The sequence below is a fragment of the Roseovarius sp. D22-M7 genome, from assembly GCF_037083785.1.
In the GTDB taxonomy this organism is placed as follows: Bacteria; Pseudomonadota; Alphaproteobacteria; order Rhodobacterales; family Rhodobacteraceae; genus Roseovarius.
Genome location: NZ_JBAPKY010000034.1, coordinates 1 through 25,636, shown reverse-complemented (window position 1 = coordinate 25,636; position 25,636 = coordinate 1). Strand labels below are relative to the sequence as shown.

Genomic DNA, 25,636 nt, shown 5'->3' with positions numbered 1-25,636 from the left:
TGCTTGACAATGCGCACACCGGACGCGACGAGGTTGAAAACGGAGGATTCCATGCCGCACCAAAAGACCATTCTGCGCGCCCTCGCCGGCGAGACGCTGCCCACGCCGCCGATCTGGATGATGCGGCAGGCCGGGCGTTACCTGCCCGAATACAAGGCGACCCGCGCCAAGGCCGGCGATTTCCTGTCGTTGTGCTACAACAGCGATCTCGCGACCGAGGTGACGCTGCAACCGCTGCGGCGCTACGATTTCGACGCGGCGATCCTCTTCGCCGATATCCTGCTGCTGCCGCAGGCGCTGGGCGCGGATCTGTGGTTCGTCACCGGCGAGGGGCCGCGGCTGTCGACGATCACCGACCGGGCCGGGTTCGATCGGCTGAAACCCGTGGCAGAGATCCACGAGACGCTGAACCCGATCTACCAGACGGTGCGCAACCTCGCCGGCGAGTTGCCGAAAGACGTCACGCTGATCGGCTTTGCGGGCGCACCGTGGACGGTGGCGACCTACATGATCGCCGGGCAGGGCACGCCCGACCAGGGGCCGGCGCATGCGCTGATGCGCGACGACCCGGCGGTGTTCGAGGCGCTCATCGACACCCTGACCGAGGGCACTATCGAGTATCTCTCGGCGCAGATCGACGCCGGCGCCGAGGTCGTGAAGATCTTCGACAGCTGGGCCGGGTCACTGAAGGCCGAGGCGTTCGACCGCTACTGCGTGGCCCCGATCCGCCGCATCGTCGCGGAGTTGAAGAACCGCCATCCCGGCATTCCCGTCATCGCCTTCCCGCGGCAGGCGGGCGACGCGTATATCGGCTTTCACGCGCGCAGCGGTGCCGATTGCGTGGCGGTGGACGATTTCGTCACGCCCGAATGGGTGGCCGAGAATGTGCAGACCGATGGCTGCGTGCAGGGCAACCTGCGCTCGTCGCACATGGTGACCGGCGGCGACGATCTTGTCCGCGAGACGCGGCGCATCGTCGAGGCCCTCAAGGGCGGGCCGCATATCTTCAACCTCGGCCACGGCATCACGCCGGATGCCGATCCCGACAACGTGCAGTTGATGATCGACACGGTGCGCGGCGGATGATCGGCGCGCGGCCTCAGGCCCAGTCGTCGCGCGAGATCGCGTAGGTCTTCAGCCGCGAGTAAAGCGTCGTTGCCGGTACGCCCAGCAACGCCGCCGCGCCGCCCGCGCCCGCCACGCGCCCGTCGGCCTCTTTCATGCCGGCGACGAGGTTGGCGCGCAGCGCGTCATGCATCTCGCGCTCTGTCCGGACGCGCGGGAGCGGCCCGTCGGGGCCGGCTTCGCCCGCGCCCAGTTCCACGATCAGCTTGCGCCCTTTCGACACGATCGCCGCGCGTTCGATCACGTTGTGCAATTCGCGTACGTTGCCGGGCCAGTCATAGGCCATCAGCCGCCGCATCGCGCCCTCGGTGACCACCGGCTTGGCGCGGTTGAGGCGCTTGCAGGCCCTGTCGAGGACATGCGCGGTCAGGTCCGGGATATCCTCGCACCGGTCGCGAAGCGGCGGGCACTGGATCGGAAACACGTTCAGCGTCAGGTAGAGATCCCTGCGCAGGCCCCCTGCCGCCACGACCTTTTCCAGGCTGCGGGTCGAGGCGGCGACAGCGCGGATGTCGATCTCGCGGCTTCTTGTATCGCCAAGCCGCGTGACCCGGCGCGTCTGCAGCGCATCGAGCAGCCGCCCCTGCACTTCGAGCGGCAATTCCTCGAGATCGTCGAGGAACAGCGTGCCGCCATGCGCCAGTTCCAGCTTGCCCGGCTTGTCGCGCAACGCGCCGGGAAAGGCACCGCGGATCTGGCCGAAAAGCTCGGCCTCGAGCGCCTCGGGGGCCACCGAACCGCATTTGAAATGGATCAGCGACCGACGCTTGCGCGCGCTGTTCTTGTGAATGGCCGAGGCGATCAGCGCCTTGCCGGTCCCGGTCTCGCCGGTCAGCAGGACCGTGGTGTCGGTCTTCGCCACGAGGTCGATCTGGGTCAGCACCTGACGGATCGCGGGGCTGTGCCCGATGATGTCGTGATGCGCGCGCTCGGACGTGATCTCTTCCTGGAGATAGGCGTTTTCCTGTTCCAGCCGGTCGCGCAGGTCGGCGACCTCGGCCATCGCGCGGCGCAGCCGCATCTCGCTTTCCTTGCGCTCGGTGATGTCGCGGAAGATGACCACCGCGCCGGCCAGCACCTTGTGATCGTAGATCGGGGTCGAGACGTACTCGACGCGAATGGGCTTGCCGTCCTTGCGCCAGAATACCTCGTCCTCGATCCGGTTGACCTGCTCGAACCGGAACGACCGGTAGATCGGGCAGTCCTGTGCGGGATAGACCTCGCCGCCGAGGTGGTGGTGATGGATGATCGAATGGATGTCGTGGCCCAGCAGATCCTCGGTGCTCCAGCCCAGCATCTCCTGTGCGGCGCGGTTGACGAAGGTGGTCTTGCCCTCGGCGTTGACGCCGTAGATCCCCTCGCCGGCGGCGTTCAGGATCAGCTGGTTGCGGCGCTCGAGCTCGGCGAAGAATTCCTGCGTGCGCTGCCATTCGCGCAGCCCGGACCGGTAGAGATCCGCCACCTCGGCATGGCGCGCGTGGCGCTCCAGCTCGTCTAGGTCGAGCGCGGCGAGCAGCAGGTGCCGCCGCTCGGCGTCGATCATCCGGCCGCGCAATTCGCAGGCCACCGGCGTGCCGTCATGGTGGTTCAGGATGATGTCGCGGCTCCACGCCTCGCCGCGATGCGCGATCTCGTCGACGAAGACGATGAATTGCGCCAGCGAGACCCGCAGCAGCGACGACAGCGCGATCCCCCCGCCGCGCGGTACCCCCAGCAGCGTCTCGGCGCGGTGATTGGCCTGGACGATACGGTCCTGCGCGAGATCGATGACGAGCGTCGCCTCGGGCAGAGCGTCGAGCAGGGAATCAGTGGCGATCTCGATGTCGAACATGAAGATCATTAGCGGCGTTGCACCGAAGGCCGGCAATACGAAATATCGTAAATCACGAGATATCGTAACATTCGGCACTGCCCAAACTCAGGCAACATATTGAAAAGTTTCCAGATTAATCATTTGCACAAATATTTGCCACGACCTTTCGACCCCTGCGGCACCGCGCGATCATGAAGATAACAACGTCCTAACCGGAGGTCGCAGCATGTCCACGAAAAGTCTTGGCAACCCGTATTCCACGAAATCTGACCTGCGCCACGGCGCCGGATGCGACTGCGCATCCTGCACCGCGCAGCCGCAGAGCGCCGCCACCGCGATGTCGTCCGAGGAGATGATGGAACGCGCGGTCGAAAGCGCGGTGGTCCGGTCGGTGTTCGGGCACAGCGATATCGGCCGGCGCTCCTTCATGGGCTTGCTGGGCGGTGGCACGGTCGCGGCTGCACTTGCCTCGGTCTTTCCGCTGGAGGCGGCCAAGGCGGCGATCCTCGACAATCTCGGCCCGCCCGAGAAGACCGACCTGAATATCGGCTTCGTGCCGATCACCTGCGCCACGCCGATCATCATGGCGCAGCCGATGGGATTCTACGAACGCTACGGCCTCAATGCCCGCGTCATCAAGACCGCCGGCTGGGCGGTGGCACGCGACAAGTCGATGGCCGGCGAATACGACGCCTCGCACATGCTGACGCCGATGCCGCTGGCGATGACCCTCGGCGCGGGCTCGGTCGCCGAACCCTACATCATGCCGGCCGTCGAGAACATCAATGGACAGGCCATCGTTCTGGCGAACGAGCATCTCGACAAGCGGGACCCCAAGCAGTGGAAGGGTTTCACCTTCGGCGTGCCGTTCGAGTACTCGATGCACAATTTCCTGCTGCGCTACTACGTGGCAGAGTTCGGCCTCGACCCCGATGTCGACATCCAGATCCGCGTGGTGCCGCCGCCGGAAATGGTCGCCAACCTGCGCGCCGGCAATCTCGACGGGTATCTGTCGCCCGACCCCTTCAACCAGCGCGCCGTCTGGGAAGGCATCGGCTTTTTGCACATCCTGACCAAGGAGATCTGGGAGGGGCACCCGTGCTGCGCCTTCGCGGCCCCGCTGTCCTTCGCGCAGGAGTTGCCCAATACCTACGGCGCGCTGCTGAAATCGATCATCGACGCCACGCAATACGCGTCAGCAGCAGAAAACCGCAAGGAGATCTCCGAGGCAATCGCGCCGACGAACTATCTCAACCAGCCCGTGTCGGTCATCGAGCAGGTGCTGACCGGTACCTATGCCGACGGGCTGGGCGAGGTGAAACAGGTGCCCGACCGGATCGATTTCGATCCCTTCCCGTGGCATTCCATGGGCGTCTGGATCCTGACCCAGATGAAACGCTGGGGCTATATCGAGGGCGACGTGGATTACCGCGCGGTGGCCGAACAGGTGTACCTCGCCGCCGATGCCCGCAAGGTGATGACCGACCTGGGCTATGACGCGCCGGAGGTCAGCTACAAGTCGCACACGATCATGGGCAAGACCTTCGATCCGGCCGATCCTGAAGGCTACGTCGCCAGCTTTGCCATCGGGAAGGGCTGAGCCATGGCCGGTGTCCCCCTCAGCGTGAACAAGCGCGCGGCGATCCTGTCGATCGTGATGCTCGTCGCCGGCCTGCTGATCTGGGAGGCCGCGATCCCCGCCCAGCAAGCGGCGGGCGAGTTGACGGAATACGAGCGCCTGACCGGCGGCGGCGCGCCCAAGGCGGGCGTGCCGCCGCCATCCGAGGTGATCGCCAAGGCGTGGGAGGAGTTGTCGAACCCGTTCTACGTCAACGGGCCCAACGACAAGGGCATCGGCATCCAGATCGGCCATTCGATCTACCGGGTGCTGACCGGCTATGCCTTGGCGGCGCTGGTCGCCATCCCCTTCGGCTTCCTGATCGGGATGTCGGCGGTCGCCTACAAGGCGTTCAACCCGTTCATCCAGGTTCTGCGCCCGATCTCGCCGCTGGCCTGGATGCCGCTGGCGCTGTTCATCATCCAAGACAGCGATGCGAGCGCGATCTTCGTGATCTTCATCTGCTCGATCTGGCCGATGCTGCTGAACACCGCCTTTGGCGTCGCCGGCGTCCGGCAGGACTGGGTGAACGTGGCGCGCACGCATGAACTCGGGCATCTCAAGACCGCCTTCATGGTGATCCTGCCCGCCGCGGCGCCGACCATCGTGACCGGCATGCGAATCTCGATCGGGATCGCGTGGCTGGTGATCGTCGCCGCCGAGATGCTCGTCGGGGGGACCGGGATCGGCTACTATGTCTGGAACGAGTGGAACAATCTCGACCTGACCTCGGTCATCTTCTCGATCCTCATGATCGGTATCGTCGGCATGATCCTGGACGCGGCCTTTGCCGCGCTCCAGCGCGGCGTCGCCTACGCGGAATAAGGAAGGCATATCCATGGCATCCAAACCATTTCTCTCGATCGAACGCCTGACGCAACGGTTTCCCGACGGGCAGGGCGGCGACCTGACGGTGTTCGAGGACGCGACGTTCGGCATCGAGAAAGGCGAGTTCGTCTGCATCCTCGGGCATTCGGGCTGCGGCAAGTCCACCATCATGAACATCCTCGCCGGCCTTGCCGACCCGACCAGCGGCGTTGTCAAGATGGACGGGTTCGAGGTGTCGGGGCCCAGCCTCGACCGCGGGGTGGTGTTCCAGAACTACTCGCTGCTGCCTTGGCTCAGTACGCTGAAGAATGTCAGCTTCGGGGTCGCCGCGCGCTATCCCGACTGGCCCAAGGCCAAGGTGCTCGAGCATTCGCGCCAGTTTCTCGCCAAGGTCGGGCTTGAAGGCGACGTCATCCAGCGCAAGCCCAGCCAGCTTTCGGGCGGGATGCGGCAGCGCGTGTCGATCGCGCGGGCCTTCGCCAACCACCCGAAACTCCTGTTGCTGGACGAGCCCTTTGGCGCGCTCGACGCGCTGACCCGCGGCACCATTCAGGACGAGCTGCTGAAGATCTGGGGCGGCACCGAACAGACGGTGTTCATGATCACCCACGACATCGACGAAGCGATCCTGCTGGCAGACCGCATCCTGCTGATGACGAACGGGCCGCATGCCCGCGTCGAGGAATCGGTCGAGATCACCATCCCGCGGCCCCGCTCGCGCACCGAGATCGTGGATCACCCGAACTACTACGCGATCCGCAATCATCTCGTGCACTTCCTCGGGCACCGCTCGCAGAAACTGTCGGGCACCGCCTCGGACGGGCAGGCGCAAAGCCCGTCCCCCGTGCGGATCGACAAGACCGGCACGCCCGGCGACGACGACGGTGCGCGGCTGCGCGCCGTGAACCTTTGACCATCCAAAGACCCGGAGAGGAGACCACCATGAAGGATACCGCAGACCTGCCCGCCCTGATGACGAAAGAGGACGTCACCACCCTGATCCTCATCGCCCGCAAGAAGGCCGGCATGTCGTGGCAGGCGATGGCCGACGGCATCGGCATGTCGCCCGCCTGGACGCATTCGGTCTGCATGGGCCTGAACAGCGCGCCGCGCGACAAGGCGCAGGCCCTCGTCGATCTGCTCGATCTGCCGGCCGAGGCCGCAGGCGTGCTCGAGGAATACCCGACCAAGCACTGGGACAAGGCCGTCCCGACCGATCCCTGCATCTACCGGCTCTACGAGATCGTCGGCGTCTACGGCCCGACGATGAAGGCGCTGATCCAGGAGGAGTTCGGCGACGGGATCATGTCGGCCATCGATTTCGACATGCATGTCTCGCGCGTCAAGAACCCCAAGGGCGACCGCGTCAAGGTCGAGATGTCGGGCAAGTTCCTGGCCTACAGTTCCTGGTGACCCCACCGGAAGGCCCCGGGTCGTGCCGCGGCATGGCCCGGGGTCCTAGCCGCCCGGCGCGCCTACTTCTGGTCGTCGGCGGGGCTGGCGTTGAGCAGCGCGTAGCGCTCCGCGCCCATATCCTCGAAAAGATCGATCTGCGTTTCCAGAAAGTCGATATGGCCTTCCTCGTCGGCGATCAGCGTCTCGAAGAGGTTCTTGGTCACGTAATCGCCCACACTTTCGCAGTGATCGCGCGCCTCGATGTAGAGCGTGCGCGCATCATGCTCGGCCGCGAGGTCCGAATCGAGCGTCTCGCGCAGGTTCTGGCCGATGCGCAGCGGGTCGAGCTTTTGCAGGTTGGGATGCCCGCCGAGAAAGATGATCCGCTCGATCAGGTGGTCGGCGTGGTGCATCTCCTCGATGCTTTCGGCGCGCGACTTGGCGGCGATACGACCATAGCCCCAATCCTCCTGCAGGCGGTAATGCAGCCAGTACTGGCTGACCGCGGTCAACTCACTGCGCAGCGCCTTGTTGAGGTAGTCTATGACTTGTCCGTCGCCCTTCATCCGTGTCTCCCTGTGTGGGTGCGCGGCGCAGGCCGCGCAAGTGCATGGGAACCGCAAGCGTATCGGTCTTGCGCATCGTGTCAATGAAAAGCGGCAGGCATCCGCCGCAATCGGCGCGCTTGCCAAGCGCGCGGTAAATCTTGCCCGGCGTCACGATGGTATCGGGATCGGCGGCGCGCATCCAGTCCACGGCCCGATGAATGTCCGTGTCGGTTATCGCCATGCAGTGACAGATCATCATCGGATCGCCCTCTTCGTCTTTCTCTTGTCAGTGTCGGGTCCGGCTGACCGGGTCCGGCATGCGCTGCGCGGACTCGTACAGGACCGCGCGGTGCAGGCAAAGGCCAAGCCGTGCGGCCGCCTCGGTCAGCGGCAGGATACCGCGCGCCTCGACCAGCAGGCTCGCCAGCATCAGCGCGTCCTCGCGCCCGCCAAGCGCCGACTCTTCGACGAATCGCGCGAAGGCGGCCTCGTCGGCGCCCACGCAGTGGCAGTGCGGCGCGTGACAGCGCAGCGGCCGGCGCATATGCGCGTCAAGGCTGTCGGCCACGTCCTGCAACGCCTCGAACGCCGCCGCGGCGCGGGTCTCGCCCATGCGGTCGCGCAGCACGGCCAACGCCGCCGCCGCGCCGCCGCGGTTCCATTGCCGCAGGCAGGTGATGACCATGCCTTTCAGCCCCGTCATCTCGGCCATGTGCCCGACGGTGGCGGGTCCGGTGATGTCGCGCGCATGTTTCATTTGGTCAGGATCAGCTTGCCGGCGCGGGTGATCCGCAGCGTGTAGATCTGCCCGTCCAGCACGATCAGCGCGGTGCTGGATCCGGCGGTCAGTTCGCGCGCGTCGTGACAGGCGGTGTCGGCGACCAGGTCGGGTGCGGTCTTGGTCTGTGCGCGGATCATGTCGGTACCTCCGCGGGTCGGATCATCGGGTAAGCCATGCCATTCTTTCCCTTGGTTGATGGTTGCGCCGGGCTCGCCGCGGATCGGACTGGCTTGGCTATGTCCCTTTTTTGCCGGAAACACCCGGCCTGTCAATCCCGATATTTTTAGTCGCCTTTACATTTTCACCGCACCGCCACCCAGCCCCGCGCTCGCCATTACCGTTGCCGCGGGCCGGGTTCTGTGTCAGAACCGCGATAACTGATCGACAGCCGGAAAGTGACGCCCATGACAGATTACGCCACGCGGCGCACGGTGATGGTGGATACGCAGGTCCGACCCTCGGATGTGACCAAGTTCCCGATCATCGACGCCATGCTCTCGGTCCCGAGAGAGGTCTTCGTGCCGCAGCGCCTGCGCGAGGCGGCCTACCTGGGCGAAAACCTCGACCTCGGCGAGGGGCGCGTGGTGCTCGACCCGCGCACCCTTGCCAAGATGCTGGACGCGCTCGACATTCAACCCGATGACCTGGTGCTCGATATCGGGCCTGCCTACGGCTATTCGTCGGCGGTGATCGCACGCATGGCCGAGGCCGTCGTCGGGGTCGAGGCCGACGCGGATCTCGCGGAAGAGGCGCAGCGCCTGCTGCTGGAAAACGACGCCGACAACGTGATCGTGCAGCAGGCCGAGCTGACCGAGGGCGCCCCCGATCACGGCCCCTATGACGCGGTGCTTCTGCAGGGCGGCATCGAACGTCTGCCCGACGCCATCGCCGCGCAGATCAAGGATGGCGGCCGCATCGCCGGCATGTTCATGCGGGGCGCGCTTGGCGTGGTCAAGATCGGCTACAAGCATGACGGATGGATCACCTGGCGCGAATCGTTCGACGCGGGCGCGCCGGTGCTGCCCGGTTTCGAGAAGAAGACGGAGTTCGCGCTGTGATCGCGACCGCGTTCGACAAGGGAGTGCACATGTTCAATCTCAGGCGCCGCGCCGCACGGCCTCTGGCCCTGCTGGGTCTCGTGGCCTGTCTTGCCGCCCCGGCAGCCACCTCCGCGGAAACCCTCGGCGAGGCGTTGGAAAGCGCCTATGTCAACAGTGGCCTGCTGCAGCAGAACCGCGCGTTGCTGCGTGCGGCCGACGAGGATGTTGCACAGGCGGTCGCGGCGCTGCGCCCGATCATCAACTGGTCGGCCGGAATCTCGCGCGAGTTCCGGCGCGCCGCGAGCAACACCAGTCTGGCATTGCTCGGCACCGGCACGCGCACGACCACATCGACCACTGCGAATATCGCGATCACCGGGCGGCTTCTGCTTTACGACTTCGGAAGAAGCGACCTGCTGATCGATGCAGCCAAGGAAACCGTGCTGGCCACGCGCCAGACGCTGGTCAGCGTCGAACAGGCGGTGCTGTTGACCGCCGTGCGGGCCTACATGAATGTCATCCGCAACCGCGAGTTCGTCGATCTGCGCCAGAACAACCTGCGCCTGCTCAACGAGGAACTGCGCGCCACCCGCGACCGGTTCGAGGTCGGCGAGGTCACGCGCACCGACGTGGCGCAGGCCGAGGCCGCCGTCGCGCTCGCGCAAAGCGGGCTTGCCGCCGCGCAGGGCGATTTCAGCCGCGCGATCGAGGAATTCCGCGAGGCGGTGGGCCGCGACCCCGGTGCCCTGCAGACGCCGAGTGATCTGCCGCGCCTCGGCGACGATGTGGGCGCGGCCAAGGCCGCCGCGGTCCGCCGTCACCCCGACATCATCGAGGCGCAGCGCAACGTGTCCGCGGCGGAACTGAACATGCGCGCCGCGCAGGCCGCGATGCGCCCGGATCTCAACCTGACCGCGCGACTCGGCGCCAATGAAGAGCTGTCCGACACCAACGATTCGCAATCCGGCAGCATCGGGCTCGAACTGAGCGGCCCGATCTACCAGGGCGGCCGGCTGTCGTCGCAGGTGCGCCAGGCGATGGCGCAGCGCGATCAGCAGCGCGCGCGGCTGCGTCTGGCAGTGCTGCAGGTGCGCCAGGATGTAGGCAACGGCTTTGCCAACCTCCGCGCCGCGCGCTCCAGCCGCGCCGCCAACCGTCAGGCGGTCAACGCCGCCGAGGTCGCCTTCGAGGGCACCCGCGAGGAGGCGCGGCTTGGCGCGCGCACCACGCTCGATGTGCTCGATGCCGAACAGGAGTTGCTCGATGCGCGGACCAACCTGATCTCGGCGAATGTCGACGTGGTGACCGCCGCCTATTCGGTGCTGGCGTCCCTCGGCGAGTTGACAGCGCGCGATCTCAATCTCGGGGTGCAGACTTACGACCCGTCCGCCTATTACGACCTCGTCGAGGACGCGCCCGTGCCGATCAGCCCGCAGGGCCGCAAGCTCGACAAGGTGCTGCGCGCGCTCGGCAGGGACTGATCCGGTGTGAGGGCGGTTGTGCGCATCGCGCGCGGCGGATATGATCGTGAACAACATGAGGGTGGCAAGGCCATGTCAGATCCCGCATCGAATTCCGACAGCGAGGCTGTGCTTGCCTCGATCCGTCGGCTTGTGCTCGACGGCAAGGCAGACAGCATCGCGCCGCACAACGACGCCCCGGCGGCACCTCTCGTCCTGACCGCGGCGCAGCGCGTGGATGCCGGCGACGCCGATCCGGCGCTCGACTGGCAGGATGCGGCGGCGCCTGACGCGACAGAAGCCCCTGCAGCCTCCGTGCCGCCGGACCTGCCGGACGCGCGGCCCGCGTCCGATCTGACGGATCTGGTCGTCGACGAGGATTTCCTGCGCGACATCGTCTCGGAGATCGTGCGCGAGGAATTGCAGGGAGACATGGGCGAGAGGATCACGCGCAACGTCCGCAAGCTGGTGCGCCGCGAGATCCACCGCGCATTGGCCAGCCGCGACTTCGACTGACGCGGCCCGCACCGGGCTATCCAGCGACCGGACGGCTCAAATCCCAGAGACGGTCGAGATCGAGGTGCGTCTCCAGATGGGCGGCCAGCGCGTCGAGCGTGCGTTCCACCGTCGCCCCGTAGCAAAGGTCCGATGACGCGCCCATCTCGGCGAGATAGGCGGCGCGAAACGGATCGGATGCAAACAGCCCGTGCAGATAGGTGCCCCTGACGCGCCCCGAGATCGAGCTTGCCCCCTCGGGCCGGTCGCCGATGCGCAGCCAGGCGCGATCGCGGTCCGGGCCGTGCGTCTGGCCGAGATGGATCTCGTAGCCCGAAAGCGGCGCGCCCGAGGCCATATGATGCGCGTCGCTCAGCGCCAGCCGCTTCTCGGGGCGCATCACCGTCTCGACATCCAGCATCCCCAGCCCCTCGACCGTGCTCGGCGGCCCTTCGAGGCCCTCGGGATCGGCGATGCTGCGGCCCAGCATCTGGTAACCGCCGCAGATTCCCAGCACACGGCCCTCGCGGCGGACATGTGCCGCAAGGTCGATGTCCCAGCCATTGGCGCGCAAGGCGGCGAGATCGGCGATCGTCGACTTGCTGCCCGACAGCAGGACCAGGTCGGCATCGCCGGGCAGGGGACGGCCGGGCGGCACGATCTCGACCGAAACGCCGGGCTCGTTGGCGAGCGGGCCGAGATCGTCGAAATTCGCGATTCGGCCCAGTTGCGGCACGGCGATCCGGCACGGCCCGCCGGGTGTCGAGGCAAGGTCGAGCACGTCCTCGGGCGGCAGGCGCCAGGCGTCGGCGAACCACGGCACCACCCCCAGGCAGGGCCAGCCGGTGCGGGTGACGATCTCGGTCACGCCGCCATCGAACAGCCGCACGTCGCCACGGAACTTGTTGACCGCGAAGCCGGTGATGCAGGCGGCATCGCCGGCCTCCAGCACCGCCTGCGTGCCCACCAGCTGCGCGATCACGCCGCCGCGGTCGATATCGCCCACGAGGATTACCGGCACGTTCGCGGCGCGAGCAAAGCCCATATTGGCGATGTCGCCGTCGCGCAGGTTGATCTCGGCGGGGCTGCCGGCGCCCTCGACCAGCACGAGGTCGGCCTTCCGGCACAGCCGGTGAAAACTCTCGAGCACGCGCGGCAGCAGCCCGGCCTTGTCGCGCATGTAGTCGCGCGCGGCGCGTGGCCCGACGCGGTGCCCCTGCACGACCAGTTGCGCGCCGGTCTCGCTTTCGGGTTTCAGCAGCACCGGGTTCATGTCGGTATGCGGCGCACATCCCGCGGCCATCGCCTGCAACGCCTGCGCGCGGCCGATCTCGCCGCCATCCACGGTGACGGCGGCATTGTTGGACATGTTCTGCGGCTTGAACGGCGCGACGGCCCGGCCGCGCCGCGTGAACGCGCGCGCCAGCCCGGCGACCAGCATCGACTTGCCGACATTGGATCCGGCGCCCTGGATCATGATCGCGCGCGTCATGTCCCGACCCTTTTCAGTCCGAAGGGGCGCGACGGGTGCCCCTTGAATGCAAAAAGTCCCTGCCGATCTCTGGCAGGGACTTTTCGCGATTGTTCGCCGAGATCGGTCAGGCCGCTTCGGCCTGTGCGGCCGCGTTGCGCCGCTCGCTTTCCTCGCGCGACAACGCCACGGATGTGCGCACGCCCTTCGAGACGAAATCCATCAGCCCGGCCACCACGCGTTCGTTGGGGTCGATCCCGGCGCAACTCAGCACCTCGCGACCATCCCGGGACCGCGCCCAACGGGCGATCTGCTCGGGGCCGTTGCCGTATTTCTTGTCGTCGGATATCGCGTCATCCAGCGCGGCGAGTACCACGGCCGCGAAAAGTTTACGTGCACGGTTGCCCTGCTCGGCATTCAGGGCCGTGCCATCGACGAAATCCTTCATGAGTCGTCCTTGTTTTTATTGCTCTTGCGTTTCGGGCGTCAGACGCTTGTGACGGTTTTTCGATGATTCGGATAGAGCGGAAACGCATAGCACCCATGCGCCTCTTGCATACCATTTGCAACCACCGGGCTAGGCTGGTGTGTGGTCCACATGTCCTTGCCACACCGCACAGCGCACGATATAGCCCGGACCCGACGCACACTGAAAGATGTAACCCCGAAATGCCCAAGATCAATGGTAACGAGATTCGCCCCGGCAACGTTCTTGAACATAATGGCGGTCTCTGGGCCGCGGTCAAGGTCGATCACGTCAAGCCCGGAAAGGGCGGCGCCTTTGCGCAGGTCGAGATGCGCAACCTGCGCAACGGATCGAAGCTGAACGAACGGTTCCGCAGCGCCGACAAGGTGGAGCGCGTGCGGCTCGAGCAGAGGGACCAGCAGTTTCTCTACCAGGACGGTGACAAGCTGGTCCTCATGGACACCGAGACCTACGATCAGATCGAACTTCCCGCCGAGATCCTGGGCGAACGCCGCCCCTTCGTGCAGGACGGCATGACGATCACCGTTGAATTCCACGAGAACGAGGCGCTGAACGTCACCCTGCCGCAAAAGGTCGTCTGCCGCGTGGTCGAGACAGAGCCGGTGGTGAAGGGCCAGACCGCCGCCAACAGCTTCAAGCCGGCGATCCTCGACAACGGCGTCAAGGTGATGGTGCCGCCCTTTGTGGGCCAGGACGAGGAAATCGTCGTCAACACCGATACCATGGATTACGCCGAGCGCGCCTGAATTCCGTCGCCGCGGATCGCGCCGCGGCCCGCGGCGCGGGCATGCGCCGGCAGGATCAGCCGCGCCTCCCAGCCGCGCAGCAGGGGCCGGGCGGGATCGAAGGCGATGCCGTCAAGGGCGCGCAAGCCGGGGAAAAGCGCCAGCAACTCGTCGCGCGTTGCCTGCGGCACCGCGCCAAGGGTCTGCGGTCCCGGCAGGAAGGTCTCGGTTTCGAGGCCCTCGGCCCGGATGACGTGATGCGCGTCGCACATGATGTGCAGGTAGCGCACGCCGTCTTCCTGAGGCGCGCGCACGATCCAGTCGCTGTCGATCAGGTGATGCGCCGCGACTAGCACTTCGGTGATCCCGAAATGCAGTTCCGCCATTGCGTTACACACCAGGATCCGGTGCTGTGGCGAGACAAGCATGTCGCGCATCGGTCGTCCCGCGCCGAAAGCATCGGCGCGGATAAGGACCGGCTGGAATTCCGGGCGGGCGCGCAGGTCGGCGGCCGACAGCGCCATTTCGCCCACCCAGCACAGGCGCTGCACCCCGGCGTCGCGGGTGCGCACGCCGTCGCCGACGAGAAGATCCTCGACCGCGACATAGCCGCGATCCGTCAGGATCCGTGTGCCGGGCGTGAAGCAGGGCGGCGTCACCGGGCCGGGCGCGGCCAGTGCCGACGCCTCGATCGGCGACTGGCCGTAATCACCTGGCCCCTCGAACGCCTCGACCACCTCCAGGTCGACGCCGACCGGGGGGAACTCGCCGACGAAGACCAAGCCCTCGACCGTGCCGTAGGAGGGCGATTGCCCGGGCTCGTTCACGTTGTAGCCCAGGACGTCCCAGGTGTCGCCCGAGTCCGGGTCGCGGACGGTCAGCCGGTATTCCGCCTCGATCCGGGCGTCTTCATTGTAGTCGACCCCGTCGATGGTTTGCTTGCCGTCCAACACCTGACTGTTGTCATTGTCGTCGAAGGTCTTGTCGGTCTCGTTGTCGCGGAGGAATGTCTGGTGCCAGTCGTCATTGTCGAGACGCAGGGTCTGCCCGACGAGATGCGTGCCGTCGCCTTGCGTGACGCCGCTGAGGGACTGCCCGCCGCTGATGGTGATATTGCCCGCCTCGAGCATCCAGACGCTGAAATTTGCCATTGGTCAGATCCTGCCGAAAAGCATCCCGGCACATGGCATATCAGGCGCGCCTCACCGAACTGTAAACGCGCGCCCGGAAACCGTGGCGCATGGTTAACCGTGCGGGTGCGGTATCATTCCGGGTCGACGCGCGCCTCGCCGGCGGTCATGCCCAGCACCGCCCGGTCAAAGCGCAGATAGGCGATGCCGCGCCCGTCCGACTGGGTGTAAAGCCGGCCCGCCGGCTTGCCCTCGGGGGTGGTGATCTCGGTGCCTGCGGGGGCCGCGCCTTTGACAGCGACTGTCGTCAGCCCCTTGCGCAGTTCGGTCTTGTGCTTCATCCGCGCGGTCACTTCCTGCCCGACATAGCAACCCTTGCGGAAATCGACGCCGTTCAGCCGCTCGAGCCCGGCCTCGAGGATCAGGGTGTCCGGGGTCAGTTCCAGACCGGTCTCGGGGATGCAATGCGCCACGCGGATCGCGTCGAAATCGGTACCGTCACAGCCTTCCTCTTCGCCGTAAAGACGCCAGCCCAGATCGGGATGGCGCGGGTCGGGTCGTGCGCCCTCGGGGGTCGGGCCGGTGCCGCGCCGAACCTTCAGACCGGTTTCGGTGATCGTCACGTCCGCGCGCAGCTTGTACATGTTCAACCGTTGCAGCAGCCCCCCCGCGAGGCTGTCGTCGACATCCAGCAGCAGCGCGCCGTCCTCGCTCCGCAGCAGGAAGAAATCCGCGAGATACTTGCCCTGCGGCGTCAGCATCGCAGTGTAAACAATCCCCTGATCCAGCCGTACCAGATCGTTTGTCACGAGGCCCTGCAGAAAGCTTTCGGCATCGCTGCCGGTGATCTCGAATACCTTGCGCGCCATCATCGTTCCCTTTGCCAGTCCTTGCAGATATAGGACCCCGCGAGGCACACGAAAGGGCTCGTCATGCGCGCCGCGATTTCCGTCGTCATCCCCACGCTCGACGCCGAGGGCGCGCTGCCCGCCTGCCTTTCGGCGCTGGTCGAGGGGCTGGAGGCCGGGATGATCCGCGAGGTGATCGTCACCGATGGCGGATCGCGCGACGCCACCCGCACCATCGCCGACGCGGCGGGGGCCGTGCTCGTGACCGGTCCGCCTTCGCGCGGGGGGCAGTTGCGCCGCGGCGCGGCGGCGACGCAGGGCGCATGGCTGCTGGTGTTGCACGCCGACACCGTGCTGCCCGAGGGCTGGACCCGCGCGGCCCGGGCGCAGATGCAGGCCGGCGGGCCGGCCGCCTTCCGGCTGTCGTTCGATGCGGCGGGGCTGCGGCCCGCGCTGGTGGCGGGCTGGGCCAACCTGCGCAGCCGGGTCTTCGGGCTGCCCTACGGCGACCAAAGCCTGCTGATCGCGCGCGACACCTACGCGGCGACGGGCGGCTACCCGGACATCCCGCTGATGGAGGACGTGGCGCTGGCGCGTGCCTTGGATCGCCGCATAGCGCTGATGCCGCTGGCGGTCACCACTGCGGCCGACCGATACGCGCGCACCGGATGGCTGCGGCGCGGGGCGCGCAACCTCTGGACGCTGGCGCGGTACCTGTGCGGCGCCGATCCGGCGCGGCTGGCGGCCCGCTACCGGCGCTGACGCCCGCAATCTGGACAAACTCCGGCGCCTGTGACACATCCCGCGCCACAGTCGATGACGCCGTCAGGAGACGCCGATGACCACCACCCGTTTCGCCCCGTCGCCCACCGGCTACATCCATGTCGGCAACCTGCGCACCGCGCTGATGAACTACATGATCGCCGCCAAGGCGGGCGGCACCTTCATCCTGCGCATCGATGACACCGACCCCGAGCGGTCGCGCGAGGCATATGTCGACGCGATCAAGGAAGATCTCGAATGGCTCGGCCTGCACTGGACCCGGGTAGAGCGCCAGTCGCAGCGCCTCGACCGCTACGCCGAGGCCGCCGACCGCCTTCGCGATCTGGGCCGCTTCTACGAGGCGTTCGAGACCCCGTCTGAGCTCGAGATCAAGCGCCGCAAGCAGCTCAACATGGGGCGTCCGCCGGTATATGACCGCTCTGCGCTGGCCCTGTCCGACGCCGAAAAGACTGCCCTGCGCGCCGAACGCGGGCCGGGTGTCTGGCGGTTCAAGCTTAACAAGCAGCGGATCGAGTGGCGCGACGGCATCCTAGGCGAGGTGTCGATCGACGCGGCCTCGGTCAGCGACCCGGTGCTCATTCGCGGCGACGGGCAGGTGCTTTACACGCTCGCCTCGGTGGTCGATGATATCGAGATGGGCGTCACCCATGTCGTGCGCGGCGCCGATCACGTGACCAACACCGCAACGCAGATCCAGATCATCGAGGCGCTCGGCGGCACGCCGCCCGAATTCGCGCATCACTCGCTGCTGACCGGACCGCAGGGCGAGGCGCTGTCGAAACGCCTCGGCACGCTCAGCCTGCGCGATCTGCGCGCGCGCGGGGTCGAGCCGATGGCGCTGCTCAGCCTGATGGCGCGGCTGGGATCCTCGGATCCGGTGGAACTGCGCAATGACATGGCCGAGCTGATCGATGGCTTCGACATCGAGCGCTTCGGTGCTGCGCCCACCAAGTTCGACGAGCGCGATCTCTTCCCGCTGAGCGCCCGGATCAATGCCGCGCGCCCCTATGAGGCCGTGGCCGACACCATCGCGGGGCTGGGCGTTCCCGACCATCTTGCCCCGCAATTCTGGGAGGTTACGCGCGAGAACATCACCACGCTGAACGATCTCGAGGCGTGGTGGACGCTGTTCCGCGACGGGGCAGAGCCCGACATCGCCCCCGAGGATGCCGAATTCGTGGCCGAGGCGATGGCGCTTCTGCCCGAGGGGCCGCATGACACCGACACCTGGGGCCAGTGGACCGCCGCGGTGCGCGAGGCCACCGGGCGCAAGGGAAAGGCGTTGTTCATGCCCTTGCGCAAGGCGCTGACCGGACAGGCGCACGGGCCGGAAATGGCCAAGGTGCTACCGCTGTTGCAGGTGATCAGGGCCAAGCGCTGATCCCGTCCGCTGCCGCGCGCAGGCGCAGCCGCTCGCTGTCCAGCGGCAGCGCCGCATCGGCGTGATCGCTTGCAAGTGCAAGCATGTCGCGCGCGGCCTCGACGAGGCCCGGATCGGTGGTCTGCGCAACCCGCCCGAGCGCCGCGCGCAGGCGCAGCGCCACCTCGATCTGTCCCGCACCGTCGCGCGCGATCCCGGCAAAGGCGTTCTCGATCATCGCGCGGCGTGCGGCGTCACGCAGGAAGATCCGCGGGAAAAGCGGCACGTTCTTTTGCGGGGCCGTGTGCGCCCAGCCGAGTAGCAGCTTTTCCTGTCGACAGATGACCGCGATGGCGGTGCCCGGATCGTTGATTCCCTGCGACAGCGCACGCGAGGCGATCTCGGACAGCACCAGCAACCCGTAGGACGCGTCCTGCTCGAAGGTGCGATGCGCGCCAATCGTCATCCCTCTCGCGATAGCCGTCGCATCGCGGGCGTCGAGGCCGGCGGCATGCCCGATGGTCTCACCCTCGATCATGTAATCGCCGGGCCGGACATGGATGTAGACGCGTGTCTGGTCGGATTTCAGCCTTTGGCTGATGCGCGGCATGTCGATGAATTGCAGATAGCCGGTACGCGGGGCGACGACGGGCGTCACCGCATCGTTCGGCACGGTACCGTCGCTCAATTCCATTGCCCCAAGGGCGGGCAGGCGGCGCGTGCGGATCAGGCAATCGCGGGCCAGCGCCTCCGTCGCGTCGAGCGTGGCGTCCATGCTCCCCAGATCGCTGAGACGGTGGATCCAGCGCACCAGCATCAGCACGACCAGCACCACGACCGCCACCGTGATCCCGAGGACCAGCACGCTCGATCCTTCGGGGTAGACGTTCGACTTGATCAGGATGATCGCGGTCAGCGCATAGACGAAGGCACCGATGAACACCGCAAGCGCGGTGTGTGTCGTCGCGTCGGCCAGAAGGATGCGGTGCACCCGCGGCGTGGTCTGCTGGGCCGCCGCATTATGCGCCGTCACCATGACATTCAGCGAGAAGGTGCTGACCGCGAGCATGCCCGAGGCGAGGATCGACAGGATCGGCATGACCGATTCGGTGGTGAACCGGTCCTGCAGATAGGTCGGGATGCGCCCCTCGAGCAGGATCGCGATGCCCGCGCCCAGAACGGCCAGCAGCGCGAACAGGCTCACCCGCAGCCACAGCGTGCGGCTGAGTTCCACGAGCGTCATCGCCCATGTCGAGAGGGTCTGGAATGTCACCGCGCCGCGCCCCTTTCCTCGTGCCGTGACGCCACTCTGGCGCTATTGCGGGGGCAAGTCCACCGACCAGCGCGCGTCAGGCCGCGCCGGGCATTATCGTGGCCTCCAGCCGCGCAAGATGGCTGTCGGTCACGGCGCGCTCGTCCGCGCTCAGCGGCTGGTGGCGCGGGTAGCGCGGCGCGGCGCGGTCGTCGAGGATCGGCGCGTCCCAGCCATGCGTGGTGTCGAAGAACCGCGCCACGCCGTCCTCGCCGAACTCGCGCAGGTAGCCCTGCACGACCACGTCGAGATAGCTCAGCAGCACCGGGCGCGCCGTGTCGGGCGCGCCGTGCCGGCCCTCGGGGATGGTGTAGACGGCGATCTCGGGGCTGTGCGGCAGCGGATGGCGCACGGCCCCGGATGCCGGCGCGCGCATATAGGCCGCCTCGCGGGCGTCGAGCGCGTCCCAGTCCGCCGCGGGCACCGGCGCGATCAGCCCCTCGATTTCGGCGTCCGCGTCGGGGACCGCCGTCAGGAACGCCACCGGGCGCAGATCGGTGTGCCGCCAGACCCGCCGCCAGCCCGACAAATGCGCCGCGCGCGCATCCGCGAAGCCGTGCGTGGCGCGGTTCACCAGGCTGCCATAGCCGAAAAAATATGCATCCTGCATGGATCTTTGCGCCCCGCCTGATCTGGATCAACGTGTCGCGGCACTGTCGCGGTAATCCTGCGAAAGTTCAAGTCACGGCCCGAACCACGTCAGGGATACCCCCGATCATGCGGATCACCAAACGCGCCAATATCGCCATGCGCCTGCTGATGTTCTGCGCGGCGAGTGACGGGCACCTGGTCACCAAGGCCGAGATCGCGCTGCGCTGCAACACCTCGCCCAGCCACCTCGCGCAGATCGTCAACCGGCTGGCACAGCTGGGTTTCCTGCGCACGCAGCGCGGTCGCACCGGGGGCATCACGCTTGCCCGTCCCGCGGCGCAGATCCGCGTGGGCGAGGTGTTCCGCCGGCTCGAGGAAAACACGCCCGTCGCGGAATGTTTTGCCGATGCCGACAACACCTGCCCGCTGGTCGCGGCCTGTCGGCTGCGCGTGGCGCTCGCCGACGCGGTCGAGGCGTTCTATGCGCAGCTCGACGAGATCAGCCTCGATGCGCTGGTCTGCGACAACACCGCGCTGTTCGCGGTGTTTTCCATCGGCGCCTGCCCGCAACGGTCTTGAAGCGGCGCGGGGCCTAGACTAAGGTATGTAATCACCAGACAGGGAGAACCGGTCGCGCGCCGGTGCCGAAGGAGCAACCGCCCCGGAAACTCTCAGGCCACAAGGACCTGTCTGGTCGAGAGAACTCTGGAGAGAGCCCGCCGCACGGGACGGGACGCCGAAGGGATAGCGATCTCAGGCGAAAGGACAGAGGGGGCATCGCAGCGCGACCCGGGACGGGGGCGCGCCCTGACGGTGCCGGGTTGATCAGCCCGATCCGGACCACGATAACGGGAAAGGATGTGGATGCCTGATCTGCAACGTACACCACTCAACGCGGTGCACCACGCGCTTGACGCGAAAATGGTGCCCTTCGCGGGCTACGAGATGCCGGTGCAGTACCCGGCCGGCGTGATGAAGGAACACCTGCACTGCCGCGCCGCGGCCGGGCTGTTCGATGTCAGCCACATGGGACAGGTGATCCTGCGCGCGCCGGGCGGCTACCCGCAGGTCGCGGCCGCGATGGAAACCCTCGTGCCCGTGGACCTGTCGGGCCTCGGCGTGATGCGGCAGCGCTACGGGATGTTCACCAATGATGCCGGCGGCATCCTCGACGACCTGATGATGGCCAATCGCGGCGATCACATGTTCGTCGTGGTCAACGCCGCCTGCAAGGCCGGGGACATCGCGCATATGCGCCGCCATCTCGAGGGTATCGAGGTCGAGGACGTCATCGACCGCGCGCTTCTCGCGTTGCAGGGTCCGTCGGCCGAGGCGGTGCTTGCCGGGCTCGTGCCGGACGTGACGGGCATGCGCTTCATGGATGTCGGCACCTTCCCGTCGGCCTTCGGCGAGTTGTGGATCTCGCGCTCGGGCTATACCGGCGAGGACGGGTTCGAGATCTCGGTCGAGGCGCATCTGGCCGAGCCTTTGGCCCAATCCCTTCTGGAGCATGCCGAAGTGGCCCCCATCGGCCTTGGCGCGCGCGACAGCCTGCGGCTCGAGGCAGGGCTGTGCCTTTACGGGCACGATATCGACACCACCACGACGCCGGTCGAGGCCAGTCTTTCGTGGGCGATCCAGAAGGTGCGCCGGGCCGGCGGCGACCGCGCGGGGGGCTTTCCGGGCGCCGACCGGATTCTCGACGAGTTGCGGAACGGTGCTGCGCGCGCCCGCGTCGGGCTGCGCCCCGAGGGCCGCGCGCCGATGCGCGAGGGCACGCCGCTATATGCGGCGGCAGAGGGCGGCGATCCGGTGGGGCACGTCACCTCGGGCGCTTTTGGGCCGACCATCGGGGCGCCGATGTCGATGGGCTATGTCCCGCGCGACATGGCCGTGCCGGACACGCGGCTTCACGGCGAGGTGAGGGGCCGACGTCAACCCGTCCGGGTGGCGCGGCTGCCCTTCACCGACGCAAAATTCAAACGCTGACACCAGAGCAGGGAGCACAGGATGAAATTCACCGAGGAACACGAATGGCTGCGCGTCGAAAACGACCAGGTGGTTGTGGGCATCACCGAACATGCCAGCCAGCAACTGGGCGACGTGGTCTTCATCGAACTGCCCGAGATCGGCAAGAAGGTGACCAAGGATGACGAGGTCGTGGTGATCGAGAGCGTCAAGGCCGCCTCGGACATCCTCGCGCCGATCGACGGCGAGATCACCGAGGTCAACGACACGCTGATCGACGAGCCGGGCCGTGTCAACGACGACCCGCTGGGCGATGCTTGGTTCTTCAAGATGACCCCGAGCGAGCCAGAGCAGATGGACGACTACATGGATGAGGCCGCCTACAAGAAATATGTCGGCTGAACCGGCCGCCGCCGTGGGCAGGAGGATTTCGGTGAAATCCTGACGAAAATCCGTCGCGGATTTTCGCGCCTCCGGCGGGAGTATCTCGGGAAAGATGAAGCCGGGAGGCACGCCGTGCCGCCCGCGACAGCGAAAGGACACGGACATGCCGTTCAAAGCGACCGAATACCTGCCATACGATTTCGCAAATCGCCGCCATATCGGTCCCTCGCCCGAGGAGATGACCGAGATGTTCAACATCCTCGGGGTCGACAGCCTCGACGCGCTGATCGACGAGACGGTGCCGAAATCCATCCGGCAGGATGAGGCCCTCGATTTCGGCAAGCCGCTGTCGGAAAGCGAATTGCTGCATCACATGCGCGAGGTCGCCGACAGGAACACTGTGCTGACCTCGCTGATCGGGCAGGGCTATCACGACACGGTGACGCCGCCGGCGATTCAGCGAAACATCCTCGAAAACCCCGCGTGGTACACCGCCTACACGCCCTACCAGCCCGAGATCAGCCAGGGCCGGCTGGAGGCGCTTCTGAACTTCCAGACCATGGTCAGCGACCTGACCGGGCTCGCGGTCGCCAATGCCTCGCTTCTTGACGAGGCGACGGCGGCGGCCGAGGCGATGACCATGGCGCAGCGCGTCGCCAAGGCGAAGACGCGCGCGTTCTTCGTCGACGAGAATTGCCATCCGCAGAACATCGCCGTGATGAAGACGCGCGCCGCCCCGCTGGGGATCGAGGTGATCGTCGGGGCGCCCGAGGATCTCGATCCTGCGCAGGTCTTCGGCGCGATCTTCCAGTATCCCGGCACGCACGGGCATCTGCGCGATTTCTCCGACAAGATCGCGGCGCTGCATGCGCAAAAGGCCCTCGGCATCGTGATCGCCGACCCGCTGGCGCTGACGCTGCTGAAGGAACCCGGCGCGATGGGCGCCGATATCGCCGTCGGCTCGACGCAGCGCTTCGGCGTGCCGGTGGGGTATGGCGGCCCGCACGCGGCCTATATCGCCACGAAGGATGCCTACAAGAGGTCGCTGCCCGGCCGGCTGGTCGGGGTCAGCGTGGACAGCCACGGCAACCGCGCCTACCGGCTCAGCCTGCAGACCCGCGAGCAGCATATCCGCCGCGAGAAGGCCACCAGCAATGTCTGCACGGCGCAGGCGCTGCTGGCCGTCATGGCCTCGATGTACGCGGTGTTCCATGGCCCCAAGGGCCTGAAGGCGATCGCACAGCGTATCCATCGCAAGACCGTTCGGCTGGCCAAGGGCCTCGAGGCGGCGGGGTTCGAGGTGGAACCGGACACGTTCTTCGACACGATCACCGTCGATGTCGGGCTGTTGCAGCGCGGCGTGCTGCAGGCGGCGGTGCGCGAGGGCGTGAACCTGCGCCGCGTCGGCGACACGCGCATCGGCATCAGCCTCGATGAGTGCTCGCGCACCGAGGTGATCGAGGCCGTCTGGCGCGCCTTCGGCATCGACCAGCAGGACAGCGACTTCACGCCCGAATACCGCATCCCCGACGCGCTGCAGCGGAGCAGCGCCTACCTGACGCATCCGATCTTCCACATGAACCGGGCCGAGACCGAGATGATGCGCTACATGCGCAGGTTGGCCGATCGCGATCTTGCGCTCGACCGGGCGATGATCCCGCTTGGCTCCTGCACGATGAAGCTGAATTCGGCGGCCGAGATGATGCCGATCAGCTGGCCCGAATTCTCGCGCCTGCATCCCTTCGCCCCCGCCGACCAGGCGCAGGGGTACCGCCAGATGATCGATGACCTGTCGGCGAAACTGTGCGAAATCACCGGCTATGCCGCGATCTCGATGCAGCCCAATTCCGGCGCGCAGGGTGAATATGCCGGACTGCTGAGCATTTCCGCCTGGCACCGCGCCAATGGCGAAGGGCACCGCCGCGTCTGCCTCATCCCGATGAGCGCGCATGGCACCAACCCCGCCAGCGCCCACATGGTCGGCTGGGACGTGGTGGTGATCAAATCCGCCGGCAACGGCGATATCGACGTCGAGGATTTCCGCGAGAAGGCCGAGAAGCACTCGGAAAACCTCGCCGGCTGCATGATCACCTATCCGTCCACGCATGGCGTTTTCGAGGAAACCGTGCGCGAGGTCTGCGACATCACACACCGCCACGGCGGGCAGGTCTATATCGACGGCGCCAACCTCAACGCGCTGGTCGGGCTGTCGCGCCCGGGCGATCTGGGCGGCGATGTCAGCCACCTCAACCTGCACAAGACCTTCTGCATCCCGCATGGCGGTGGTGGCCCCGGCATGGGTCCGATCGGCGTCAAGGCGCATCTGGTGCCGCACCTGCCGGGCCACCCCGAGACCGGCGGCACGGAAGGCCCGGTCAGCGCGGCGCCCTACGGTGCGCCGTCGCTGCTGCCGATCTCGTGGGCCTATTGCCTGATGATGGGCGGCGCGGGCCTGACGCAGGCGACGCGGGTGGCGATCCTCAACGCCAACTACCTCGCCAAGCGTCTCGAAGGGGCCTATGACGTGCTCTACAAGGGCACCGGCGGGCGCGTCGCGCATGAATGCATCCTCGACGTGCGCCCCTTTGCCGACAGCGCCGGCGTGACGGTGGACGATATCGCCAAGCGGCTGATGGATTGCGGCTTTCACGCCCCCACGATGAGCTGGCCGGTCGCCGGCACGCTGATGGTCGAGCCGACCGAGTCCGAGACCAAGGCAGAGCTCGACCGCTTCATCGACGCGATGCTGGCGATCCGCGCCGAGATCCGCGACATCGAGGAGGGGCGCATCGACGCGGAAAACAACCCGCTCAAGCACGCGCCGCACACGATGGAGGACCTGGTCAAGGACTGGGACCGGCCCTACAGCCGCGAACAGGGCTGCTTCCCGCCGGGCGCCTTCCGCGTCGACAAGTACTGGCCGCCAGTCAACCGCGTGGACAATGTCTATGGCGACCGGCACCTCGTCTGCACCTGCCCCCCGCTGGAGGACTACGCCGAAGCGGCGGAGTGACCGACACAGCCTTCTCTGGCGGCGCGACGAATAAACGCCGGACCCTCAACAGGGCCCGGCGTAAAACGTCGCGCCGCCTTCAGCATCTCCAGTGGCGCCAAGCAAAGATCTGCCGGAACCTTCAACGTCGCGGTCGGCAACATCGCGTCGGGAACGGGCCTTCGAAACGACTGTGACCGGATGCTGGTCCCTGTCAGGGTCGCGCCGGCACGCAACTTTCCGTCGCGACCCATATCGGACCCGTCGCAGGCTTAGTCGGCCGATCGCCAGCCTGCGGCCCTGCCACCGCCCGGCACTGCAACCGGAAACCAACCTCTGCGTCAGGCCGAAAACCGTCCCGCAGGTGGCACCCGGACCACTGCCCCGTCAGTATTCCACGACGGCGCGGATGCTTTCGCCGTTGTGCATCAGCTCGAAGCCGTCGTTGATCTGGTCGAGGGTCAGCTTGTGGGTGATCATCG

At 66.8% G+C, this 25,636-nt stretch carries 26 protein-coding genes and 1 riboswitch; of the genes, 15 read left to right on the top strand and 11 right to left on the bottom strand.

Annotation, left to right across the window (positions count from 1 at the left end):
* The first annotated feature begins 51 nt into the window (after positions 1–51).
* Positions 52–1,086 carry a uroporphyrinogen decarboxylase gene (hemE, locus tag V8324_RS14610; RefSeq protein ID WP_336420667.1) on the top strand — a complete coding sequence of 345 codons (1,035 nt, stop codon included), beginning with the start codon at positions 52–54 and terminating at the stop codon, positions 1,084–1,086.
* 13 nt (positions 1,087–1,099) lie between these two features.
* Here hemE and V8324_RS14605 read toward each other — a convergent pair whose 3' ends face one another.
* On the bottom strand, positions 1,100–2,956 hold the full coding sequence (locus V8324_RS14605; RefSeq protein ID WP_336420666.1) for a sigma 54-interacting transcriptional regulator: 1,857 nt from the start codon (positions 2,954–2,956) through the stop codon (positions 1,100–1,102).
* Positions 2,957–3,164: 208 nt separating this feature from the next.
* Between V8324_RS14605 and V8324_RS14600 the strand changes: the two genes are divergently transcribed.
* From V8324_RS14600 to cynS, 4 genes are read left to right on the top strand one after another with little or no spacing between them, the layout of a single operon-like run.
* Positions 3,165–4,538 (top strand): CmpA/NrtA family ABC transporter substrate-binding protein, encoded by a 1,374-nt coding sequence (locus tag V8324_RS14600; protein ID WP_336420665.1) that lies wholly within the window; start codon positions 3,165–3,167, stop codon positions 4,536–4,538.
* Between the two features lie 3 nt (positions 4,539–4,541).
* On the top strand, positions 4,542–5,381 hold the full coding sequence (ntrB, locus tag V8324_RS14595) for a nitrate ABC transporter permease (protein ID WP_336420664.1): 840 nt from the start codon (positions 4,542–4,544) through the stop codon (positions 5,379–5,381).
* A gap of 13 nt (positions 5,382–5,394) precedes the next feature.
* Positions 5,395–6,297: an ABC transporter ATP-binding protein gene (locus V8324_RS14590; RefSeq protein WP_336420663.1), complete on the top strand. Its 903-nt coding sequence runs from the start codon at positions 5,395–5,397 to the stop codon at positions 6,295–6,297.
* A gap of 29 nt (positions 6,298–6,326) precedes the next feature.
* Positions 6,327–6,797 carry a cyanase gene (gene cynS, locus V8324_RS14585; RefSeq protein ID WP_336420662.1) on the top strand — a complete coding sequence of 157 codons (471 nt, stop codon included), beginning with the start codon at positions 6,327–6,329 and terminating at the stop codon, positions 6,795–6,797.
* A 62-nt stretch (positions 6,798–6,859) separates the two neighbouring features.
* Here the strand turns inward: cynS and bfr are convergent, their stop codons facing one another.
* Genes bfr through hemP form a run of 4 tightly spaced genes read right to left on the bottom strand, consistent with a single transcriptional unit; the run spans position 6,860 to position 8,245 of the window.
* Positions 6,860–7,345 (bottom strand): bacterioferritin, encoded by a 486-nt coding sequence (gene bfr, locus V8324_RS14580; protein ID WP_336420661.1) that lies wholly within the window; start codon positions 7,343–7,345, stop codon positions 6,860–6,862.
* Positions 7,293–7,586, bottom strand: coding sequence for a (2Fe-2S)-binding protein (locus V8324_RS14575; protein WP_336420660.1), 294 nt, complete (start codon positions 7,584–7,586; stop codon positions 7,293–7,295). The genes bfr and V8324_RS14575 overlap by 53 nt, the downstream gene beginning before the upstream one ends.
* 27 nt (positions 7,587–7,613) lie before the next feature.
* Positions 7,614–8,084, bottom strand: a complete 471-nt coding sequence (locus tag V8324_RS14570) for a hypothetical protein (protein ID WP_336420659.1) — start codon at positions 8,082–8,084, stop codon at positions 7,614–7,616.
* Positions 8,081–8,245 (bottom strand): hemin uptake protein HemP, encoded by a 165-nt coding sequence (gene hemP, locus V8324_RS14565; protein ID WP_336420658.1) that lies wholly within the window; start codon positions 8,243–8,245, stop codon positions 8,081–8,083. Before hemP ends, V8324_RS14570 begins: the two co-directional genes overlap by 4 nt.
* 267 nt (positions 8,246–8,512) lie before the next feature.
* Between hemP and V8324_RS14560 the strand changes: the two genes are divergently transcribed.
* The 3 genes from V8324_RS14560 (at position 8,513) to V8324_RS14550 (ending at position 11,124) form a co-directional block, all read left to right on the top strand.
* Positions 8,513–9,166: a protein-L-isoaspartate O-methyltransferase family protein gene (locus V8324_RS14560; RefSeq protein ID WP_336420657.1), complete on the top strand. Its 654-nt coding sequence runs from the start codon at positions 8,513–8,515 to the stop codon at positions 9,164–9,166.
* 29 nt (positions 9,167–9,195) lie between these two features.
* Positions 9,196–10,629, top strand: coding sequence for a TolC family outer membrane protein (locus V8324_RS14555; protein WP_336420656.1), 1,434 nt, complete (start codon positions 9,196–9,198; stop codon positions 10,627–10,629).
* Between the two features lie 72 nt (positions 10,630–10,701).
* Positions 10,702–11,124 carry a hypothetical protein gene (locus V8324_RS14550; RefSeq protein ID WP_336420655.1) on the top strand — a complete coding sequence of 141 codons (423 nt, stop codon included), beginning with the start codon at positions 10,702–10,704 and terminating at the stop codon, positions 11,122–11,124.
* A gap of 16 nt (positions 11,125–11,140) precedes the next feature.
* On the opposite strand, the gene V8324_RS14545 is transcribed toward V8324_RS14550, so the two are convergent.
* Both V8324_RS14545 and V8324_RS14540 read right to left on the bottom strand, forming a co-directional pair.
* Positions 11,141–12,595, bottom strand: coding sequence for a cobyric acid synthase (locus tag V8324_RS14545; RefSeq protein WP_336420654.1), 1,455 nt, complete (start codon positions 12,593–12,595; stop codon positions 11,141–11,143).
* Between the two features lie 106 nt (positions 12,596–12,701).
* Entirely contained in the window at positions 12,702–13,022 is a 321-nt protein-coding gene (locus V8324_RS14540; protein ID WP_336420653.1) for a DUF6280 family protein, read from the bottom strand.
* 221 nt (positions 13,023–13,243) lie between these two features.
* Here V8324_RS14540 and efp point away from each other — a divergent pair, with 221 nt between their 5' ends.
* Positions 13,244–13,807 (top strand): elongation factor P, encoded by a 564-nt coding sequence (efp, locus tag V8324_RS14535; protein WP_336420652.1) that lies wholly within the window; start codon positions 13,244–13,246, stop codon positions 13,805–13,807.
* Here efp and V8324_RS14530 read toward each other — a convergent pair.
* The gene (locus V8324_RS14530; protein ID WP_336420651.1) at positions 13,789–14,937 is read right to left on the bottom strand and encodes a Hint domain-containing protein; all 1,149 of its coding nucleotides are present in this window, start codon (positions 14,935–14,937) and stop codon (positions 13,789–13,791) included. The genes efp and V8324_RS14530 overlap by 19 nt on opposite strands.
* Before the next feature lie 113 nt (positions 14,938–15,050).
* Positions 15,051–15,785: a CAF17-like 4Fe-4S cluster assembly/insertion protein YgfZ gene (gene ygfZ / locus V8324_RS14525; RefSeq protein WP_442970546.1), complete on the bottom strand. Its 735-nt coding sequence runs from the start codon at positions 15,783–15,785 to the stop codon at positions 15,051–15,053.
* Positions 15,786–15,848: 63 nt separating this feature from the next.
* On the opposite strand from ygfZ, the gene V8324_RS14520 reads away from it, so the two are divergent.
* Positions 15,849–16,526: a TIGR04283 family arsenosugar biosynthesis glycosyltransferase gene (locus V8324_RS14520; protein WP_336420649.1), complete on the top strand. Its 678-nt coding sequence runs from the start codon at positions 15,849–15,851 to the stop codon at positions 16,524–16,526.
* Positions 16,527–16,602: 76 nt separating this feature from the next.
* On the top strand, positions 16,603–17,928 hold the full coding sequence (gltX, locus tag V8324_RS14515) for a glutamate--tRNA ligase (RefSeq protein ID WP_336420648.1): 1,326 nt from the start codon (positions 16,603–16,605) through the stop codon (positions 17,926–17,928).
* On the opposite strand, the gene V8324_RS14510 is transcribed toward gltX, so the two are convergent.
* On the bottom strand, positions 17,912–19,180 hold the full coding sequence (locus tag V8324_RS14510; RefSeq protein WP_336420647.1) for a DUF2254 domain-containing protein: 1,269 nt from the start codon (positions 19,178–19,180) through the stop codon (positions 17,912–17,914). The two genes, gltX and V8324_RS14510, sit on opposite strands and share 17 nt — an antisense overlap.
* 76 nt (positions 19,181–19,256) lie before the next feature.
* Positions 19,257–19,829 (bottom strand): gamma-glutamylcyclotransferase family protein, encoded by a 573-nt coding sequence (locus V8324_RS14505; RefSeq protein ID WP_336420646.1) that lies wholly within the window; start codon positions 19,827–19,829, stop codon positions 19,257–19,259.
* A 107-nt stretch (positions 19,830–19,936) separates the two neighbouring features.
* Here V8324_RS14505 and V8324_RS14500 point away from each other — a divergent pair, with 107 nt between their 5' ends.
* The 4 genes from V8324_RS14500 (at position 19,937) to gcvP (ending at position 25,175) form a co-directional block, all read left to right on the top strand.
* Positions 19,937–20,389 (top strand): RrF2 family transcriptional regulator, encoded by a 453-nt coding sequence (locus V8324_RS14500; RefSeq protein WP_336420645.1) that lies wholly within the window; start codon positions 19,937–19,939, stop codon positions 20,387–20,389.
* Between the two features lie 30 nt (positions 20,390–20,419).
* Positions 20,420–20,508: riboswitch (glycine riboswitch) on the top strand.
* Between the two features lie 166 nt (positions 20,509–20,674).
* Positions 20,675–21,799 (top strand): glycine cleavage system aminomethyltransferase GcvT, encoded by a 1,125-nt coding sequence (gcvT, locus tag V8324_RS14495; RefSeq protein WP_336420644.1) that lies wholly within the window; start codon positions 20,675–20,677, stop codon positions 21,797–21,799.
* Positions 21,800–21,820: 21 nt separating this feature from the next.
* Entirely contained in the window at positions 21,821–22,180 is a 360-nt protein-coding gene (gene gcvH, locus V8324_RS14490) for a glycine cleavage system protein GcvH (RefSeq protein WP_336420643.1), read from the top strand.
* Between the two features lie 145 nt (positions 22,181–22,325).
* Positions 22,326–25,175 (top strand): aminomethyl-transferring glycine dehydrogenase, encoded by a 2,850-nt coding sequence (gene gcvP, locus V8324_RS14485; RefSeq protein ID WP_336420642.1) that lies wholly within the window; start codon positions 22,326–22,328, stop codon positions 25,173–25,175.
* The last annotated feature ends 461 nt before the right edge of the window (positions 25,176–25,636 follow it).

What these genes read in the sequence shown, in the direction of transcription:
- gcvH (WP_336420643.1), top strand. Translation starts at nt 21,821, where the DNA reads ATGAAATTCACCGAGGAACACGAATGGCTGCGCGTCGAAAACGACCAG.
- hemP (WP_336420658.1), bottom strand. Translation starts at nt 8,245, where the DNA reads ATGATCCGCGCACAGACCAAGACCGCACCCGACCTGGTCGCCGACACC.
- ntrB (WP_336420664.1), top strand. Translation starts at nt 4,542, where the DNA reads ATGGCCGGTGTCCCCCTCAGCGTGAACAAGCGCGCGGCGATCCTGTCG.
- V8324_RS14570 (WP_336420659.1), bottom strand. Translation starts at nt 8,084, where the DNA reads ATGAAACATGCGCGCGACATCACCGGACCCGCCACCGTCGGGCACATG.
- efp (WP_336420652.1), top strand. Translation starts at nt 13,244, where the DNA reads ATGCCCAAGATCAATGGTAACGAGATTCGCCCCGGCAACGTTCTTGAA.
- cynS (WP_336420662.1), top strand. Translation starts at nt 6,327, where the DNA reads ATGAAGGATACCGCAGACCTGCCCGCCCTGATGACGAAAGAGGACGTC.
- gcvT (WP_336420644.1), top strand. Translation starts at nt 20,675, where the DNA reads ATGCCTGATCTGCAACGTACACCACTCAACGCGGTGCACCACGCGCTT.
- bfr (WP_336420661.1), bottom strand. Translation starts at nt 7,345, where the DNA reads ATGAAGGGCGACGGACAAGTCATAGACTACCTCAACAAGGCGCTGCGC.
- V8324_RS14555 (WP_336420656.1), top strand. Translation starts at nt 9,196, where the DNA reads ATGTTCAATCTCAGGCGCCGCGCCGCACGGCCTCTGGCCCTGCTGGGT.
- V8324_RS14590 (WP_336420663.1), top strand. Translation starts at nt 5,395, where the DNA reads ATGGCATCCAAACCATTTCTCTCGATCGAACGCCTGACGCAACGGTTT.
- hemE (WP_336420667.1), top strand. Translation starts at nt 52, where the DNA reads ATGCCGCACCAAAAGACCATTCTGCGCGCCCTCGCCGGCGAGACGCTG.
- V8324_RS14575 (WP_336420660.1), bottom strand. Translation starts at nt 7,586, where the DNA reads ATGATGATCTGTCACTGCATGGCGATAACCGACACGGACATTCATCGG.
- V8324_RS14550 (WP_336420655.1), top strand. Translation starts at nt 10,702, where the DNA reads ATGTCAGATCCCGCATCGAATTCCGACAGCGAGGCTGTGCTTGCCTCG.
- V8324_RS14540 (WP_336420653.1), bottom strand. Translation starts at nt 13,022, where the DNA reads ATGAAGGATTTCGTCGATGGCACGGCCCTGAATGCCGAGCAGGGCAAC.
- V8324_RS14520 (WP_336420649.1), top strand. Translation starts at nt 15,849, where the DNA reads ATGCGCGCCGCGATTTCCGTCGTCATCCCCACGCTCGACGCCGAGGGC.
- V8324_RS14505 (WP_336420646.1), bottom strand. Translation starts at nt 19,829, where the DNA reads ATGCAGGATGCATATTTTTTCGGCTATGGCAGCCTGGTGAACCGCGCC.
- ygfZ (WP_442970546.1), bottom strand. Translation starts at nt 15,785, where the DNA reads ATGGCGCGCAAGGTATTCGAGATCACCGGCAGCGATGCCGAAAGCTTT.
- V8324_RS14545 (WP_336420654.1), bottom strand. Translation starts at nt 12,595, where the DNA reads ATGACGCGCGCGATCATGATCCAGGGCGCCGGATCCAATGTCGGCAAG.
- gltX (WP_336420648.1), top strand. Translation starts at nt 16,603, where the DNA reads ATGACCACCACCCGTTTCGCCCCGTCGCCCACCGGCTACATCCATGTC.
- V8324_RS14500 (WP_336420645.1), top strand. Translation starts at nt 19,937, where the DNA reads ATGCGGATCACCAAACGCGCCAATATCGCCATGCGCCTGCTGATGTTC.
- V8324_RS14605 (WP_336420666.1), bottom strand. Translation starts at nt 2,956, where the DNA reads ATGTTCGACATCGAGATCGCCACTGATTCCCTGCTCGACGCTCTGCCC.
- V8324_RS14530 (WP_336420651.1), bottom strand. Translation starts at nt 14,937, where the DNA reads ATGGCAAATTTCAGCGTCTGGATGCTCGAGGCGGGCAATATCACCATC.
- V8324_RS14600 (WP_336420665.1), top strand. Translation starts at nt 3,165, where the DNA reads ATGTCCACGAAAAGTCTTGGCAACCCGTATTCCACGAAATCTGACCTG.
- gcvP (WP_336420642.1), top strand. Translation starts at nt 22,326, where the DNA reads ATGCCGTTCAAAGCGACCGAATACCTGCCATACGATTTCGCAAATCGC.
- V8324_RS14560 (WP_336420657.1), top strand. Translation starts at nt 8,513, where the DNA reads ATGACAGATTACGCCACGCGGCGCACGGTGATGGTGGATACGCAGGTC.